We start from the raw sequence: 18,467 nt of genomic DNA, 5'->3' as shown, positions 1-18,467 counted from the left end.
ATTAACCTAACCAACCGAACCACTTGAAAAGAAAAGACTTTCTCTACTTATCCGGAATAGGGATGGGCGCATTGATGCTTCCTGACCTCTCTGCTTTCGGAAATCCAATAGATCCCTTACAAGCACTGGAGGGAGTAGATGTAAAAATTAAAAAAGAACTGGCCGATGTGGCATTAAATGCGGCAAAATCTAAAGGTGCAACTTATGCTGATATCCGGATTGGACGTTACCTGAATCAATTTGTCGCCACGCGTGAAAAACGGGTTCAGGGGGTAGCCAATACCGAGTCTTATGGCATCGGCGTACGGGTGCTTGCCAATGGATGCTGGGGTTTTGCAGCCACGAATAAAGTGACCAAAGAGGATGTCGCAAAAGCAGCAGAACAAGCGGTAGCCGTGGCAAAGGCAAACGCTAAAATACAGGGCGAACCTGTGCAGCTGGCACCACAAAAAGGTTTTGGGGAAGTGAGCTGGAAAACGCCTATAGAAATCAATGCTTTCGAAGTTCCGGTAAAAGAAAAAGTGGACCTTTTATTGAATGTGAACGACATCGCAATGCAAAATGGCGCAAGCTTCGTCAACTCAGTCATCTTCGCGGTCAATGAACAGAAATATTTTGCCTCTACAGATGGTTCTTATATAGATCAGGACATTCATCGCATCTATCCCTCGTTTAATGTGACAAGGATAGACCGGGAATCCGGGAAATTCCAGACAAGATCGGCACTGAGCTCCCCAATGGGAATGGGGTATGAATACATGAACGCCCGTCCTCAGGACAAAGTTCAGGGGGTAGTAACCCGGTATAAAGGCCGTTACGACATGCTGGAAGATGCTAAATCTGCCGCACTTAACGCCACAGAAAAAGTGAAAGCAAAATCTGTTGAGCCTGGAAAATATGACCTGGTACTCGATCCTTCACATTTATGGCTCACGATCCATGAGTCTGTAGGTCACCCGACAGAGCTGGACAGGGTATTGGGATATGAAGCGAATTATGCAGGAACAAGTTTCCTCACCCTCGATAAATGGAAGTCTAAGAAATTTAAATTCGGTAGTGATCAGGTAAATGTAATAGCGGATAAAACCCAGGTAGGTTCATTGGGTGCAGTAGGATATGATGATGAAGGTGTGAAATGTAAAAAATGGGACATCATTAAAGATGGGGTTCTGGTGAACTATCAGGCCATCCGCGATCAGGCACACATCATTGGACTGGAAGAATCGCAGGGCTGCTGCTATGCCCAGGGCTGGGATGATGTGCAGTTTCAGCGCATGCCAAACATCTCGCTGGAAGCAGGAAAGCAAAAGCTAAGTGTAGATGATATGATCAGGAACGTCGAAAAAGGAATCTATATCATCGGAAACGGCAGCTTTTCCATTGATCAGCAACGCTATAACTTCCAGTTCGGCGGACAAACATTCTATGAGATTAAAAATGGAAAAATCGCAGGCATGCTGAATGATGTGGCCTACCAGTCGAATACCCAGGAGTTCTGGAATTCCTGCTCGGCAATATGCGATCAGAGCGATTACCGTCTGGGTGGCTCTTTCAATGATGGTAAAGGACAACCTTCACAAAGCAGTGCCGTATCGCATGGTAGTGCAACCACCCGTTTTAATGGAGTTAACGTTATTAATACAGCAAGAAAGATTTAATTATGGCGATTTTAAATAAAGAAGAAGCCCAGGCAATCCTAAAAAAAGTACTTAGCTTTTCAAAAGCAGAGTTCTGTGAAATCAGTCTGAATGGTTCAGATGGCGGAAATATCCGTTATGCCAGAAATGCAGTATCTACCGCCGGACAAATCAGCGTGATGGACCTGGCAGTAAGTTCCACTTTTGGTAAGAAAACAGGAACGGCAACGATCAATGAGTTTGATGATGCCTCCCTGCAGAAAGTAGTGAAAAGAGCGGAAGAACTGGCAATGCTGGCCCCGGAAAATCCGGAGTTTATGCCGCTGCTGGGTGCCCAGGATTTTGAAGAATCCCCAACATATAATGAAAATACAGCGGCAATGACGCCGGATACCAGAGCAGAAATGGTAGGTAAAAGCCTACAGGTCTCTAAAGCAGCTAACCTGGAAGCCGCCGGATTCCTGGAGAACTCCACACGGTTTGCTGCGGTCATGAACTCCAAAGGCCTGTTTGCCTATAATAAGAGAACAAATGTCTCTTTCTCGGTAACGGTAAGAAACCAGGCAGGGACAGGTTCAGGTTATATCGAACAGCAATTCAATGACCTGGACAAAATGGATACGCTGGCTTTAAGCAAAATTGCGGCATCAAAAGCCTTAGGCTCTGCCACAGCAAAAGCGATTGAACCAGGGAAATATACGGTGATCCTGGAACCACTGGCAGCGAGTGATATGCTGGGAAACATGTTCAGAGGATTCGATGCGCGTAGTGCTGATGAAGGCAGAAGCTTCATGAGTAAAAAAGGAGGGGGAACCCGCCTTGGCGAACAACTGTTCTCTGAAAATGTAAATATTTACTCGGATCCAATGAACCCGGATGTTCCTTCAGCAGCATGGAGCGAGGATGGGTTGAAAGTGAAAAGAACCCAATGGGTGGAAAAAGGAGTAGTGAAAAACCTGGCCTATTCCAGGTATTGGGCAGGACAAAAAGGAGTCGCACCGGTTCCGTTTAACCGAAGTATTGTGATGGAAGGTGGTACGCAGACTTTGGAAGAGCTGATAAAAAGTACGGAAAAAGGAATATTGGTCACCCGGTTTTGGTATATCCGCTCTGTGGATCCGCAGACTTTATTGCTGACCGGGCTTACCAGAGATGGTACGTTTTATATTGAGAATGGAGAGATTAAGTTTCCGGTGAAGAATTTCAGGTTCAATGAAAGTCCGGTGATTATGCTGAACAATGTTGAAGCATTGGGTAAGCCGGTTAGAACTGGAAGCGGAATGATTCCGCCAATGAAAATCAGGGACTTCACTTTTACTTCTTTGTCTGATGCGGTTTAGTTTTTGTTTTTAAACGAGCAGGATTGCAATAGTAGGGTTTCAGGAGCAGGATTGCAGGAGCAGGGTTTCAAGAACAAGATTGCAATAGTAGGATTTTAAGAGCGGGATTGCAGGCGCAGGATTGATAAAGCAGGAATGAAAAAGAAGCATTACTATTCAAAGGCTGGAATCTTTGCCCTGAAGGGGGCAAATCTTCCTAGGCCTTTTCTTAGAACGCATCTTTTTCCTGGGCGGCCCCTCGATGTTGCAAAAAATAGCATCCGATTTGGTTAGACATTCCATTTTGCTGCGCATCATTATGATTAATAATTTATAGAAATTGAGAAGAAGAGACTTTTTATACATGACCGGGGTAGGCATTGGTGCCTCTATGGTTCATTTACCGCTTTTTGGGAAAGAGATCAGTGTGGAGGAAGCATTAACGCCTGTTGATGTTCAGTTGAAAAAGAGAATGGCTGATGTGGCCCTCAACACGGCCCGTTCGAAGGGAGCAACTTATACAGATGTACGTATTGGCAGGTATTTGAATCAGGTGATCGCCACCAGGGAAAGTCAGGTGCAGAACATCGCCAATTCGGAGTCTTACGGGATGGGGGTAAGGGTCATTGCCAACGGAAGCTGGGGTTTTGCAGCAACCAATAATCTGGATGATGACAGTATCGCTAAAGCAGCGGAAATGGCGGTAGCAATTGCTAAAGGAAATGCCAGGCTTTTGGTCGAGCCGGTACAACTTGCCCCACAGAAAGGCTTTGGTGAGGTGAGCTGGAAGACACCAGTGGAAATCAATGCATTTGAGGTTCCAATTACGGATAAGGTGGCTATGTTGTTGAATGCAAACAATGAAGCCATCAAGGGAGGGGCTAAATATGTGAATTCTAATCTTTTTATGGTGAATGAACAGAAATATTTTGCTTCTACGGATGGTTCATATATTGACCAGGATATCCATCGGATCTGGCCAACATTCACCGTGACCAGGATTGATCCCGCGGGAGGGAAATTTGAAACCAGAAATGCTTTGAGTGCACCGATGGGGATGGGATTCGAATACCTTACACCTAAAGAATCAGAGAAGATTAAAGGTGGCCCGGTGACGATGTATAAGAAACGCTATGATCTGCTGGAAGACATTAAAGAGGCAACGGTTCATGTGGCAGAAAAGCTGAAAGCGAAGCCGGTACTGCCAGGTAAGTATGATTTGGTATTGGATCCAACACATTTATTTCTGACGATTCATGAATCTGTAGGTCATCCCACAGAACTGGATAGAGTACTGGGCTACGAAGCGAATTATGCAGGGACAAGCTTCCTGACGCTGGATAAATGGGAGAGTAAAAAGTTCAATTTTGGAAGTAAAGTGGTGAATGTCATTGCAGATAAAACAGAATCCGGATCGTTGGGCGCAGTAGGATACGATGATGAAGGGGTGAAATGTGGCAACTGGGATATCATCAGGGATGGAATTTTGGTGAATTATCAAACAATCAGAGATCAGGCACATATTCTTGGGCTTAAAGCTTCCCAGGCCTGCTGCTATGCAGACAGCTGGGAAAGCATTCAGTTTCAAAGGATGCCAAATGTTGCCCTTGCACCGGGAAAAGGTACTTTAAGTGCTGCCGACCTGGTGAAAAATGTTGAAAAAGGAATTTATATGTTCGGCCGCAACTCTTATTCTATCGATCAGCAACGCTATAACTTTCAATTCAGCGCGCAGCTGGCGTATGAGATCAAAGAGGGCAAAATAGTGGGCATGCTTAAAGATGCATCCTATCAGGCCAATACCCAGGAATTTTGGAATTCATGTACTCAGCTTTGCGACAAAAACGACTATCGCTTAGGTGGGACATTTGCCGATGGAAAAGGACAACCTGGTCAGGTGAGTGCCGTTTCCCACGGAAGTCCGACCACCAGATTTAATGGTGTAAATGTGATCAATACAGGAAGAAAATTAGGCTAAAAACCGGGGAGAGTTCTGGTACTTAACTTGTAACTTTTTCAGGCCATTAGCGTCTTATTGTTATTATTAATTAACCTTAAACCCACCTTAACTTGAAACGAAGAAATTTTATTTACTTAACAGGCGTTGGGGCAGCCGCAGCAATGCTTCCTGCTATTCCTGTTTGGGGGAACGAAATCTCCCCGGAAAGGGCCCTCGAATACATTGATCCGGCGGCCAAAAAGATCCTGAGCGATGTAGCCATGAATGCGGCACGTTCAAAAGGAGCAACCTATACGGATGTCCGCGTAGGCCGTTACCTGAACCAGTTTGTGATTACCAGGGAAGATAAAGTGCAGAATATTGTGAATACCGAATCCTATGGGGTTGGTATCCGGGTCATTGCCAATGGATGCTGGGGCTTTGCTGCCACAGATAAAATGGACAAAGACAGCATCGCTAAAGCGGCAGAGCTGGCAGTATCTATTGCCAAAGAAAACAGTCGCCTGCAGTCTGAGCCGGTAAAACTTGCACCGCAAAAGGGCTATGGGGAAGTCAGCTGGAAAGCACCAATCGAGAAAAATGCTTTCGAAGTGCCGATTAAAGAGAAAGTAGACTTGCTGCTCTCTGTAAATGATGCCGCCATGAAAGGTGGAGCAGATTACATCAACTCGGTCATCTTTACCGTCAACGAACAAAAGTATTTCGCCTCAACAGACGGCTCTTATATCGATCAGGACATTCACCGCATCTGGCCAACATTCTTCATCACTAAAATCAATAAGGAAACCGGAAAATTTGAAACTAGAAACTCTTTAAGTGCACCTGCAGGTAAAGGCTATGAATACCTGGATGCCAGACCGGAAGATAAAATAAAAACAGCCTCAGGAACGCTTTACAAAGGAAGGTATGACATGCTTGAAGATGCCAAACAAGCGGCCGCTCAGGTGGGTGAAAAATTAAAAGCCAAATCGGTTGAACCCGGGAAATATGACCTCGTGCTGGACCCTTCACACCTTTGGCTAACGATCCATGAATCCTGTGGACACCCTACTGAACTGGATCGCGTATTGGGCTATGAAGCCAATTTCGCAGGAACGAGCTTCCTTACGCTGGACAAATGGGAGTCTAAGAAATTCCAGTATGGAAGCAAAGAAGTGAACATTACAGCAGATAAAACTGAATTAGGCTCACTGGGTGCCGTAGGTTATGATGATGAAGGTGTAAAATGCGGTCAATGGGATGTGATCAAAGATGGGGTACTGGTAAATTATCAGGCCATCCGCGATCAGGCACACATCGTTGGCCTGGACCATTCTCAGGGATGCTGCTATGCGGATAACTGGAGTAGTGTTCAGTTCCAGCGTATGGCAAACATCTCCCTGCAGCCGGGTAAAAAAATATTGAGCATCGCAGATCAGATCAGGAATGTAGAAAAAGGAATTTATATCGTAGGGGACGGCAGCTTCTCCATTGATCAGCAACGCTACAATTTCCAGTTCGGCGGACAGCTTTATTACGAGATTAAAGCAGGTAAAATCGTGGGAATGCTTAAAGATGTCGCCTATCAGGCCAATACGCAGGAGTTCTGGAATTCCTGTGTTGCAGTTTGCGATAAAAGTGATTACCGTTTAGGTGGGTCATTCTTTGATGGCAAGGGACAACCAAGCCAGTCGAGTGCAGTATCTCATGGATCTGCCACCGCGCGTTTCAATGGAGTTAATGTAATCAATACAGCTAGAAAAATCGGATAGGAATCATGGCAATACTAACTAAAGAACAAGCGAAAGCACTTTTAACGAAAGTCCTTAGCTACTCAAAAGCAGAACAATGTGAAGTAAACCTCAGCGGATCCGATGGTGGTAACATCAGGTATGCGAGAAGTTCGGTATCTACCAGCGGTGGAATCAGCACGAACAGCCTGGTCGTGAACTCTGCCTTCGGAAAAAAATCCGGTGTAGCGACAATCAACGAGTTTGATGATGCTTCACTCGAGAAAGTAGTGAGAAGAGCGGAAGAACTGGCACAGCTGGCACCCGAAAATCCGGAATTTATGCCTTTCCTGGGTCCACAGGAGTACGGACCGGAATCGCCTACGTTTTCTGAGGCTACTGCCGCCATGGGCCCCAAAGAAAGAGCTGATGCAGTGCAGGAAAGCCTGAATCAGGCAAAGGAAAACAAACTGAATGCAGCTGGATTCCTATCCAACAGCGCCGGTTTTTCTGCCATGATGAACAGCAATGGCTTATTTGCCTATAACAAATCTACCGATGTGGCCTTTAACATTACCATCAGAACAGAGGACGGTAAAGGTTCCGGATATGCAACCAAAGGCTATAATGATTATACCAAACTCAATACAAAAGCCGATACCGCCATCGCTGCAAAGAAAGCCCTTGCATCCGTAACGGCAAAAGCCATTGAGCCGGGAAAATATACGGTTATCCTCGAACCCACGGCTGTTGCAGTAATGCTCGAAAACTTATTCTTCGATCTTGATGCCAGACAGGCAGATGAAGGTCGGAGCTCCATGAGCAAACCAGGAGGGAAAACAAAAGTGGGAGAACAGCTGCTGGACGAAAGGGTCAATATTTACTCTGACCCCTGGAATCCGGAACTTCCTACCTCTAACTGGAATGGGGATGGAAGACCTCAGGGAAAAGTCAACTGGATTGAAAAAGGAGTAGTGAAAAACCTGTATGCTTCCAGATACTGGGCACAGAAGACAGGGATAAAATCACTTCCTTCTCCGGATGGAGCAATCATGGTTGGTGGCACCAAAACGCTTGAAGAGCTGATCAAAGGCACGGAAAAGGGAATTCTGGTAACAAGGTTATGGTATATTCGCCCTGTTGATCCGCAGACTTTATTGGTCACAGGACTGACCAGGGATGGTACGTTTTATATAGAAAATGGAGAGATTAAATTCCCTGTTAAGAATTTCAGATTCAATGAAAGTCCAATCATTATGTTAAATAATCTTGACGAAATGGGACGATCGGAAAGGACAGTTAGCGCAGAGTCAAATACAAACTATCTGTTGCCTCCGTTGAAAATCAGGGATTTCACATTTACTTCTTTGTCTGATGCGGTTTAGTTTTTTATTTGTTTGTTTAAAAGATTGAACTGAAAAAGAAGCATTACTATTCAAAGGCTGGAATGTTTGCCCTGAAGGGGGCAAATCTTCCTATGCCTTTTCTTAGAACGCATCTTTTTCCTGGATGGCCCCTCATAGTTTTCATAGAAAAGTGTTTAGCTTTTTTGGAGATTAAAGATTTAGGCAGGCTCCAGGATTAGGTTTACTAAGCCTTTCTACAGGCTGTCGTTGTTTGAATTTCTCAAAAAAATCATCATTTAGGCCGACCTGACAGCGTTTGTTTTTAACTTAAAGCTATTTAAGTGGAACTCAGTTGATCTGGGTTGACCTGACACGTTTGCTTTAATTTAGAACTATTTAAGCGGAACTCATTTGATCTGGGTTGATCTGACACGTTTGCTTTAATTTAGAACTATTTAAGTGGAACTTAGGTGATCTAGGTTGATCTGACACGTTTGCTTTAATTTAGAACTATTTAAGCGGAACTCATTTGATCTGGGTTGATCTGACACATTTGCTTTAATTTAAAGCTATTTAAGCGGAACTCATTTAATCTGAGTTGATCTGACACGATTTGTTTTAGTTTAAAATATTTATGAACCCATCTAATATATCTTGACACGCCCAGTTTACTTCGATTTAAAGCTGCATAAGCCAAGCTCATCTGAATTGAGATATAATATTGATCAGATATTACTTGAAATTATTGAGCAGTATTTTTCGTGATAATTTTGAATAAAAAAGATCCCTGCTCAGAAAAGGCCTAGGAAATTTGCCCCCTTCAGGGCAAAGATTCCAGCCTTTGAAGAGTCAGGGATCTTTTTTAAATAAGAGCAATATTAAAACCAGCGCTCCATTCTAATTATTAATATTAGGATTATTATCTAATTCTGCCTGTGGCAAAGGGATCAGGTAATATGGACTATTCGGTACAAAGTTCGGTTTATCTTTATCAGCAAACTTAAGCGTAGTATGCTGTTTCGCCAATACTTCTTTAGCTTTCCCGTCAGGACCAATCACCGTCACTTTTAGTGGTTGTCCATCTGCACCCAGTGCAGGAAGTCTGACTACTGCAGATTGCGTTCTCAGGATGTCTGATAAAGAGAAACCTTCTCCCCATAATTCTTTTCTTCTTTCTATCAGAATGGTGGCAATCACTTCTTCTTTAGATTTCGAACCCAATACAAACGGACTCGCTTGTCTCGCGCTGAGTAATTCATTCAGAATTAATGCTGCTCTGGAAAGATCGCCATTTCTGGCGTAACCCTCTGCTGCGATCAGCGTCATTTCTGCCGACCTCATCAGAACAATATCACCCGTTACATCAGGGCGGAACTTGAATTTCTGATAGCGCAGGTAACCTTCTCTTCCTGGTAAACCATCCCATAAGAACAATTTAGTCCTGATATCCGTGTTATCAAAAAGCTTTAGAAAGTTTGGATCAGCCATAAAGCTGTAATAATAAGCTGCACTCGTCGCTACATCAAGATAATGAAAAGTATAACTGGCATTACTTTGATCTGCCTGTTGTCCCTGACCCCAGATCCATTCACTGTTTTTAAGGTCATTAAATCCATTGGCATATTCAGCCGCAGACATGTAATTATAGTTTTTCTTAGCTTCCAGCGCCTCTTGAGCGGCAAGATCCCATTTGCCCATGTTCAGATAAGTTCTGGCCAGCAAACCATGTACAACATCGATATTGATTTTGTATTTTGTCGTATTCGGGCGATTGTAACTCGGTAGGGCTTGTGCCGCCTGAGTTAAATCCGATACGATCAGTTTATAGATCTCTTCCAACGTTGATTTTGCTTTGGGAACTGTAGCAGGAGTGGTCGGTTCTGTATAAAGCGGAACTCCTTTTGCCAGGGGATTGACCTGGTAATTGAACTGATAATAAGTAACCAGGTTCAAATAACTATTCGCCCTTAAAGCCATGGCTTGTCCTTTGATCCTTGCTTTGTCGGCATCAGATCCGGATGCTGCATCAATTTTGGTGATGATGTTATTGCAATTGTCGATCACTTTGTACAGGATGGTCCATATCGCGCTCAGACGGCTCGTGTTCGAGGCCTGAGTAAAATTATAGGAGTCTGCATATCCATATTTATTTTGAATAATGGCCACATCATCGCCCATGGCATCACTCATTCTCAGGATCGTGGAATAGCCTGGATTTGCATAAGTGAAAAAAGTTTCGTGCATGTAGGCCCATGTGCCATTCAGAACCGTCTCAATGTTTGCCGTGTTGGCATAAATTACGGAGGATTCTACTGCATTTGTCGGACTGGTATTCAGGTCCTTCTTGCAACCCAGGAAGGGTACCAGAAAGGCTGCAGCAGTGATATAGGTGAATTTCTTTAAGTTCATTGTCGTAAGATTAAATTAGAAAGTAAGGTTAAGTCCTGCAGAGAAGGTCTTCATAGAAGGATACCTGAAATAGGTTGTTCCTTCGATCGTTTGCTCCGGATCCATTCCCTGGTGTCCATAAAAAGTAAGCAGGTTTTCTCCCGTTAGCGTCAGCTTCAGGTTGTACAATCCCCATTTACTCGCTAAAGACTTAGGCAAATTGTAACCTACAGTCAGGTTTTTAAGACGTGCATAAGTTGCACTGTATAAAAATCTTGTGGAAGCCTGTGCCCATCCTGCGTCGTCGGTAATTAATCGCGGTACATCTGTATTGCGGTTTTCAGGAGTCCAGTGTGTAAGAATTTCTTTAGACCATGGCCGGCCGATAGACCTTCCCGCATGCATCAATCCCATATAATCACCATCAAGGACCTTCCCGCCAATGCTGTAGGACAATAGGGCAGAAACCTCAAATTCCTTATAGTTGAAAGTATTTGAAATACCACCCGTAAGAACCGGCAAAGAGGTTTTCTGAACATATTGAGTTGCGCTGGAATAAACATTGGTCAACACTTTATTTCCGGCAGCGTCTGTTCTGTACCACTGCGGATCTCCATTTTCGGGATTCACACCAGCCCATTCTCTCAGGAAGAAATCAGAAGTCGTACCACCTACACGCATGATTTTGGTGGCAGTTTTAATCTCCTTTTGCGGAAGGGCAGTGATCGTGTTTTTATAATGGGTAGCATTCAGACTGATCGTCCATCTGAAGTCTGTAGTCCGTACAGGAACTGCGTTTAACTGAACTTCAATACCCGTATTTTTTAAGGCACCAATATTATCATCTATAGCGCTAAATCCTAATGATGGCGCTTTAGGGCGACTAAACAGCAAATCCTTAGACCTTCTGTCGAAATATTCTATCGTACCACTGATGCGGTCATTGAACAAACCAAAATCAAGACCAATATTCAGGTTCAGGTTGGATTCCCATTTCAGGGATGGAGTTTCCAGTCTGGAAGTCACCAATCCATTTTCTCCGAGGTTACTCTTAATAGAGTAAAGACCTTTGTAAGCATAATAGGTTCCGATATTGTCATTACCCTGTGCACCATAACTGCTTCTTAGGGTCAATGTGCTCAACCATGGTGTTTCTTTCAGGAAAGCCTCTTCCGAAATTTTCCAGGAAGCTCCCAGCGACCAGAATGTACCCCATCGTTGTGCAGGAGAGAACCTTGAAGTACCATCTGACCTTAGGGATGCTGAAAAGAAATAACGTTTCTTATAATCATATTCTGCTCTTCCAAGGAAACTTAACAGCGTATAATCAATGGAGTTTCCACTGAAACCCGTAAGTTGTGCCGCGGCATCGGGTTCGTCAAAACCCGGAAGAACAAAACGTTGTCTTGAACCGGAAATGATCCTGTAATTGAACTTATAAAGCTCCTGACCGGCCAATAAATTCAGGTGATGGTCGTTGAAGGTTTTATCATAAGTCAGGATGTTGTTCCAGGTCCAGGAATAAGTCCTGGCGTTGCTTTTAGATACCTCACCCTGGGTAGATACACCATCTCCCAATAGCGGGTTCGTATAATTATGGATGTTGCTGTTTAAATAATCACCACTATAACTTGTTTTAAGTTTAAGTTCAGGAATAATGGTGGCTTCAAGAAAGGCCCTTGCCGAAACATTGTCCTTCATGATTTGAGATTTATCCAGGCCTACTGTTGCCGGAAGGTTACTTCTTGGAATGGCCGAGGCAGGGCGGTAAGCACCAAAATCAGGTACTTTATTTCCATTTCCATCAAGCTTAAAGGATCCGTCAGGATTGCGTTCAAAAATAGGGTAGAAGCTTGGAATCGCTCTTGAATACTGAATAACGTTAGCGGTATTGCTGTCTTCGGAAGTTGGATAATCCTGCAATGAGTTTGCGCCCGAAACATTTAACCCTGCGGTAAGCCATTTTTTTGCCTGCGTAGTCAGGTTGATTCTTGCATTGTAACGTTGAAATCCTGAAGCCAGTGCAATCCCTTTATCATTAAGGTATCCTCCGGAGATGTAATACTGACTTTTCTCGGAGCCTCCGTTAAAGCTGAGATCTGCCTGGGTTCTTCTCGCCGTCTGCTGGGTAGCTTTCCCCCAGTCATCGTTCCATAAAGGAGTTGCTCCAGGAACAATCTTTCCATCTAAGCCTACCGGGTTAGGATAATTAGAACCATAAGGGTTGATGCCCAGATCGGTAATCAGCTGCCGGCCTGCTGCAAGTCCCAGTGCATCCTCTGTGAAAGTCGGATTTGAGACCCTTAATTTATTCTTTGCTGCTAACCAATAGCTTTCAAAGTACTCATTTGTAGTTACCTGCTCGTAATCTTTTACTGCACGCTTAGACACCCCCTGACTAATACTGGCATTGATTTGTGTGTCTCCACCTTTTTTTCCTGTTTTCGTAGTGATGATAATTACACCATTCGCACCTCTGGAGCCATACAATGCACTGGAAGCAGCATCCTTCAACACACTGATCGATTCTATGTCGCTCGGATTGATCGAGCTTAAGTCGCCGGAAAAAGGGTTTCCATCTACCACATATAAAGGAGCACTGGAAGCATTAATGGAACCGATTCCGCGGATCCGGATCGTGGCCGAAGTTCCGGGTTGTCCGCTGGCGGATACCGCCTGAACTCCTGGTGCCAGACCTTGTAAAGCTTTAGTAATATTAGATACCTGCCTGTTTTGAAGCTGATCCCCACCAATTCTTGATACAGATCCGGTAATGTCCCTTCTTTTTGCGGTACCATAAGCCACTACCACCACTTCATCCAGTTCATTTGAAGCGTCGGTCAGTACTATATTCAGGCTTTCACCAGCTGTAGCAATGACGTCCTGACTGGCAAAACCCAGAAATGAAAACGTCAGTGTTTCCTTTGGATTATTGAGCTTTAATTTAAAATTACCCGACTGATCGGATGTAGTCCCGGATTTAGATCCTTTGATCAGGATGCTGACCCCTGGGAGGGGAAGTTTGGTTCCTTTTTCAATTACTTTACCTGTGACCTGATATACGTCCTGGGCTTTTGTAAATTGAATGAAGAACAAAAGAAATAAAATAGATAATCTTGTTTTCATCAGAAAATTTGTTCGTTAATTAATGATTGTTGTTTCCCTGAAAACTTCCCGTATGGAAAATTTTAGGCAATAGTCTCCCTCAGCCTGATAAAAGGCTGGATGGACTTGTTAATAAATTAGATTAATGTAGGATTAGGCCATGCAACAACACATTCGGAGTGCCGGCTTACGGTTAAGAATTAAGCTTGCTGTGAAGTCAGCAACTTGATAGAGATAAAGTAGAAAATTGTTCATAATGTGTCTTTACTTATACGGATTACGCGTTACGGCTGCAAATATAGATAAAAACACTACTAAATCGATAGACTTTAAATGAATTCTATCAGGGAATTGTCAAAAGAGCTGATTAATCGCTTATTTTAGGGCTGGGAGGGGGGATAGTAAGTTTAAATTCCTGAAGATTGATTGGTTATTGTTTCATAAAAAACAGTCAAAGCATTTTTTTTGGAACAAATGGATAGTAGAATAGAGGGGTTAATAACCGGGGCATGGACGAGTACCTAAGCGGACTCAGATAGATTAAGTATGATTTCTGCGCAAACGATTGATTTTTTAGCCGGTTTTTTAATCTGAGCAATTCCTCCTCCATTTTACATTAATGAAATAAAAAGTTCTGTTAACCTTGATTTTGCCCTCCATGTATCGATAAAGGCCTAAAATCAGCTCTTTTGGGCTGGAGAATAAGTGGCTCGTCTCAGCTATTTTTCAGGCTCAAACTGACAATATTTACGCAACCGTTTGCATGAAGAAGGCACGGGAGCTAAACACCCTTTTTGAGGCTCTAGAGGCCGAAATTCGGCTTTTTGCTTAAAATATTTTACTGCTCCAAAGCCGATCACCTTTGGAATAAATCACTCTGGGAGGCAAAACAACGAATTTATGCCTGCAGATCGGTCTGTAGCATGGGCACCTGAGATAGATTTATACCCATAATTCCTATATTCGGCAGCTACAACACACAAACACCTGGGATGACCAATAGAATGCCAACAGGTATCTGTCAGCATGAAATCTCAGAAAAACCTATTCTAAGAATGATGAAAAAATTATTTGGAGATGCTAACCCAAAAAACGCTGTTCTGCTTGCGCTTGCCTTCCCATTGCTGGTTTCCTATATCCCAGCATCGGCAATGCCAAAAATGAACATCGTAAAACAAGCCATGATGCGCAGTCAGAAAGTGATCAGCGCAAAAAAGATCAATTCTACTTCCGTGGAATTATTGTTTTCCGACAACCAGCGGTTAACGCTCGATTTCTACGGCGGAAACATGTTCAGACTCTTTCAGGACAATTCAGGAGGATTTATCCGTGATCCTGAAGCCAAACCGGAAGCTAAAATATTAGTAGAGAATCCGAGAAGAGCAGTTTCAAAACTGGAGCTTAGTGATGATAACCAGCAAATTACCATTTCAACAGATAAGATTACGGTACTTATCGATAAAAACACTTCCCTGCTAAAGGTGATTAATCAGGCCACCAAAGCAATTGTTCTGGAAGAAGCAGCGCCCATTAATTTTGAAAAAGGAAAGGTAACTCTAACCTTAAAAGAGCAGCCTCAGGAATATTTTTATGGTGGTGGTGTGCAAAATGGCCGTTTTTCGCATAAAGGAAAAGCGATCTCCATAGAAAACCAGAACAGCTGGACGGATGGAGGTGTAGCTTCTCCAACACCTTTTTACTGGTCTTCAAATGGCTATGGCATGATGTGGCATACCTTCAAAAAAGGTAAGTACGACTTTGGAGCCAAAGAAAAAGGCCTGGTAAAGCTTTCCCATGATTCAGATTACCTGGATGCATTTTTTATGGTCAGCGATGGTGCTTCCGCTTTGTTAAATGATTTTTATCAGCTGACCGGAAACCCCATCTTGCTCCCAAAATTCGGTTTCTATCAGGGACACCTGAATGCCTACAACCGCGACTTCTGGAAAGAAGATGAAAAAGGGACTTTGTTTGAAGATGGCAAACGATATAAAGAAGGCCAGAAAGACAATGGAGGAATAAAAGAATCCCTCAACGGAGAGAAGAACAATTACCAGTTCTCTGCACGTGCGGTGATCGACAGGTATAAGAAGAACGACATGCCATTTGGCTGGTTATTGCCCAATGATGGTTACGGCGCTGGCTACGGACAGACCGAAACTTTAGATGGAAATATACAAAACCTGAAAAGTTTAGGAGATTATGCCCGCAAGAATGGTGTAGAAATTGGTTTATGGACACAATCCGACCTTCATCCAAAACCGGAAGTCAGTGCTTTACTTCAAAGGGACATCATCAAAGAAGTAAGAGATGCCGGTGTTCGTGTTTTAAAAACGGATGTGGCCTGGGTAGGTGCCGGGTATTCATTCGGACTTAACGGTGTCGCAGATGTCGCACAAATCATCCCATATTACGGGAATAGCAGCAGGCCTTTTATCATCTCTCTGGATGGCTGGGCAGGTACGCAGCGTTATGCAGGTGTATGGTCTGGCGATCAGACCGGAGGAGTTTGGGAATACATCCGTTTCCATATCCCTACCTATATAGGTTCAGGTTTATCCGGTCAACCGAACATCACTTCAGACATGGACGGCATCTTTGGCGGCAAAAATCCGGCAATCAATGCCAGGGACTTCCAATGGAAAACTTTCACGCCAATGGAGCTGAATATGGATGGCTGGGGAGCAAATGAGAAATATCCACATGCATTGGCAGAACCGGTGACTTCGATTAACCGCAATTATCTGAAGCTAAAATCAGAATTAATGCCTTATGCTTACAGCATTTCCAAAGCTGCAGTGACCGGCTTACCGATGATCAGGGCCATGTTCCTGGAATATCCTAATGCCTATACCCAGGGAACAGCTACCCAGTATCAATTCCTGTACGGACCTTCCTTCCTGGTTGCGCCGATTTATCAGGCTACAAAATCAGACGATAAAGGAAACGATATCCGCAATGGCATTTACCTGCCAGAAGGCTTATGGATCGATTACTTCTCAGGAGAAAGGTATGCCGGAAACAGCATCCTTAATACTTTTGATGCACCACTCTGGAAATTACCGCTCTTTGTCAAAAGCGGTGCAATCATCCCGATGACAAATCCGAACAATAATGTGGCGGAGATCAATAAAAGCAAGCGGATTTATGAGCTTTATCCTGCCGGAAAAACGACTTTCACGGAATACGACGATGACGGGGTAACCGAAGCCTATAAACTGGGCAAAGGGACTTCGAGTTTAATCGAGTCAGATCAGGAGAAAAACAAGGTAACAGTGACCATCCACCCCGCCAAAGGCGATTTCGATGGCTTTGTAAAGGACAAGGCAACTGAGCTCAGAATAAACGTTACAGAAAAACCAAAGAAACTCTCCGCTAAAATCGGAAACGATAAAATCAGATTAACGGAAGTCAACACCATTGACGAGTTCCAAAAACAGGAGAATGTATATTTCTATGAGGCCAAACCGAGTCTCAATAAATATGCGACCAAAGGGACTGAGTTTGAAAAAGTGATCATCACCAAAAATCCGCAACTGCTGGTAAAACTGGCGAGCACTGACATTGCCTTAAATGAGGTTTCTGTGGTAGTAGAAGGTTTTAAATTTGAACCTGCTGATCAGCACCGCATTTCATCCGGAACATTAACCGCTCCGGCAAATGCCCGCATTACAGAGAAAAACACCGAGGCATACACCTTAAAACCAACCTGGAACAAAGTTGATCATGCCGATTTCTATGAAATAGATTTCAATGGCATGCACTATACCACGATTAAGGATACCACCTTGTTATTTGATGGGTTATTGGCAGAAACGCCCTATTCCTTTAAATTACGTGCGGTAAATAAAGATGGTTTCTCAGACTGGACGGAATTGAAGGCAACTACAAAATCTAATCCGCTGGAATTTGCCATTTCCGGAATCGTAGCAGAAACCACTGCCGAAAATCAGGAAGAATCAGAAATTGATAAATTGTTCGATTATGACGAAGGAAACATGTGGCATACCAAATGGGGCGTAAAATCTGTTCCTTTTGACATCATCATGGACCTGAAATCAATTAACCAGCTGGACAAATTCCATTATCTGCCACGCAGAGGAAGAGGAAACGGAATATTGCTAAAAGGCAAGGTATTCTATAGCAACAATAAGGAAAACTGGACAGAAGCAGGTTCATTTGAATGGAAAAACGCAGAGGATGTAAAAATCTTCAACTTCGCCAATCACCCAACCGCCCGTTTCATCAAAATTGCTGTCGCCGATGGTGTTGGTGGTTTCGGTTCAGGTCGTGAATTGTATGTATTCAAAGTTCCCGGAACAGAGAGTTACCTTCCAGGCGATATCAACAACGATCGTCTGATTGACATGAATGATTTCACCTCTTACACCAATTACACCGGTTTGAAAAAAGGTGATGCGGATTTCGAGGGATACATCAGCAATGGTGACATCAATAAAAACGACCGTATCGATGCCTACGACATCTCAGTTGTAGCGACACAACTCAATGGCGGAGCAGAAGCTGCTAAAACAGAAAAAGTATCCGGTAAGATCGAAATCAGTACTGCAAAACCTGGCTATAACAAAGACGAAATCGTCGAGATTAAAGTAAAAGGGGTAAACCTGAAATCGGTAAATGCGCTCAGCTTCTCATTGCCATACCTTTCAGCGGATTACGAATTTATAGGCGTACAAAACCTGAGTGTAAAACAAATGGAAAACCTGACCAACGACAGGTTGCACACGAACGGCGAGAAAGTTTTATACCCAACTTTCGTTAACATCGGTAACAAAGAGACTTTAAATGGCAGCACAGAACTTTTCGTGCTAAAATTAAAAGCAAAACGTAAACTAAACTTTAGCCTTAAAGCTATTGAAGGAATTTTGGTAGACAAAAATCTCAATACCGTCAAATTCTAAAATTTCAATCCGATAAAGAAAACCCCGCAAATCTGATTTGCGGGGTTTTCTTTTTTAATCATGCTTTAAATAATGAGAAGT

General features: G+C 43.4%; 8 protein-coding genes. 6 read left to right on the top strand and 2 right to left on the bottom strand.

Annotation, left to right across the window (positions count from 1 at the left end; genetic code table 11):
• Positions 1-23 precede the first annotated feature (23 nt).
• The 5 genes from DBR43_RS28490 (at position 24) to DBR43_RS28470 (ending at position 8,010) form a co-directional block, all read left to right on the top strand.
• Positions 24-1,658, top strand: coding sequence for a TldD/PmbA family protein (locus DBR43_RS28490; RefSeq protein ID WP_124586725.1), 1,635 nt, complete (start codon positions 24-26; stop codon positions 1,656-1,658).
• Positions 1,659-1,660: 2 nt separating this feature from the next.
• Positions 1,661-2,977, top strand: a complete 1,317-nt coding sequence (locus DBR43_RS28485) for a TldD/PmbA family protein (protein WP_124586724.1) — start codon at positions 1,661-1,663, stop codon at positions 2,975-2,977.
• A 319-nt stretch (positions 2,978-3,296) separates the two neighbouring features.
• Positions 3,297-4,934 carry a TldD/PmbA family protein gene (locus DBR43_RS28480; protein ID WP_124586723.1) on the top strand — a complete coding sequence of 546 codons (1,638 nt, stop codon included), beginning with the start codon at positions 3,297-3,299 and terminating at the stop codon, positions 4,932-4,934.
• Between the two features lie 92 nt (positions 4,935-5,026).
• The gene (locus DBR43_RS28475) at positions 5,027-6,667 is read left to right on the top strand and encodes a TldD/PmbA family protein (protein ID WP_124586722.1); all 1,641 of its coding nucleotides are present in this window, start codon (positions 5,027-5,029) and stop codon (positions 6,665-6,667) included.
• A gap of 5 nt (positions 6,668-6,672) precedes the next feature.
• Positions 6,673-8,010 (top strand): TldD/PmbA family protein, encoded by a 1,338-nt coding sequence (locus tag DBR43_RS28470; RefSeq protein WP_199757151.1) that lies wholly within the window; start codon positions 6,673-6,675, stop codon positions 8,008-8,010.
• 858 nt (positions 8,011-8,868) lie between these two features.
• Here DBR43_RS28470 and DBR43_RS28465 read toward each other — a convergent pair.
• Both DBR43_RS28465 and DBR43_RS28460 read right to left on the bottom strand, forming a co-directional pair.
• The gene (locus DBR43_RS28465; protein WP_124586720.1) at positions 8,869-10,380 is read right to left on the bottom strand and encodes a RagB/SusD family nutrient uptake outer membrane protein; all 1,512 of its coding nucleotides are present in this window, start codon (positions 10,378-10,380) and stop codon (positions 8,869-8,871) included.
• A 15-nt stretch (positions 10,381-10,395) separates the two neighbouring features.
• The gene (locus DBR43_RS28460) at positions 10,396-13,485 is read right to left on the bottom strand and encodes a SusC/RagA family TonB-linked outer membrane protein (RefSeq protein WP_124586719.1); all 3,090 of its coding nucleotides are present in this window, start codon (positions 13,483-13,485) and stop codon (positions 10,396-10,398) included.
• Between the two features lie 1,034 nt (positions 13,486-14,519).
• Between DBR43_RS28460 and DBR43_RS28455 the strand changes: the two genes are divergently transcribed.
• Positions 14,520-18,386, top strand: a complete 3,867-nt coding sequence (locus DBR43_RS28455) for a TIM-barrel domain-containing protein (protein WP_199757150.1) — start codon at positions 14,520-14,522, stop codon at positions 18,384-18,386.
• The last annotated feature ends 81 nt before the right edge of the window (positions 18,387-18,467 follow it).

The organism is Pedobacter sp. KBW06, assembly GCF_003852525.1.
In the GTDB taxonomy this organism is placed as follows: domain Bacteria; phylum Bacteroidota; class Bacteroidia; order Sphingobacteriales; family Sphingobacteriaceae; genus Pedobacter.
The sequence above is the reverse complement of the archived record's forward strand: the minus strand, read 5'-3'. Positions and strand labels throughout refer to the sequence as shown.

Excerpts from the sequence above, each read along its gene's own strand:
- DBR43_RS28485 (WP_124586724.1), top strand. The coding sequence starts at position 1,661 with ATGGCGATTTTAAATAAAGAAGAAGCCCAGGCAATCCTAAAAAAAGTA.
- DBR43_RS28470 (WP_199757151.1), top strand. The coding sequence starts at position 6,673 with ATGGCAATACTAACTAAAGAACAAGCGAAAGCACTTTTAACGAAAGTC.
- DBR43_RS28465 (WP_124586720.1), bottom strand. The coding sequence starts at position 10,380 with ATGAACTTAAAGAAATTCACCTATATCACTGCTGCAGCCTTTCTGGTA.
- DBR43_RS28460 (WP_124586719.1), bottom strand. The coding sequence starts at position 13,485 with ATGAAAACAAGATTATCTATTTTATTTCTTTTGTTCTTCATTCAATTT.
- DBR43_RS28455 (WP_199757150.1), top strand. The coding sequence starts at position 14,520 with ATGATGAAAAAATTATTTGGAGATGCTAACCCAAAAAACGCTGTTCTG.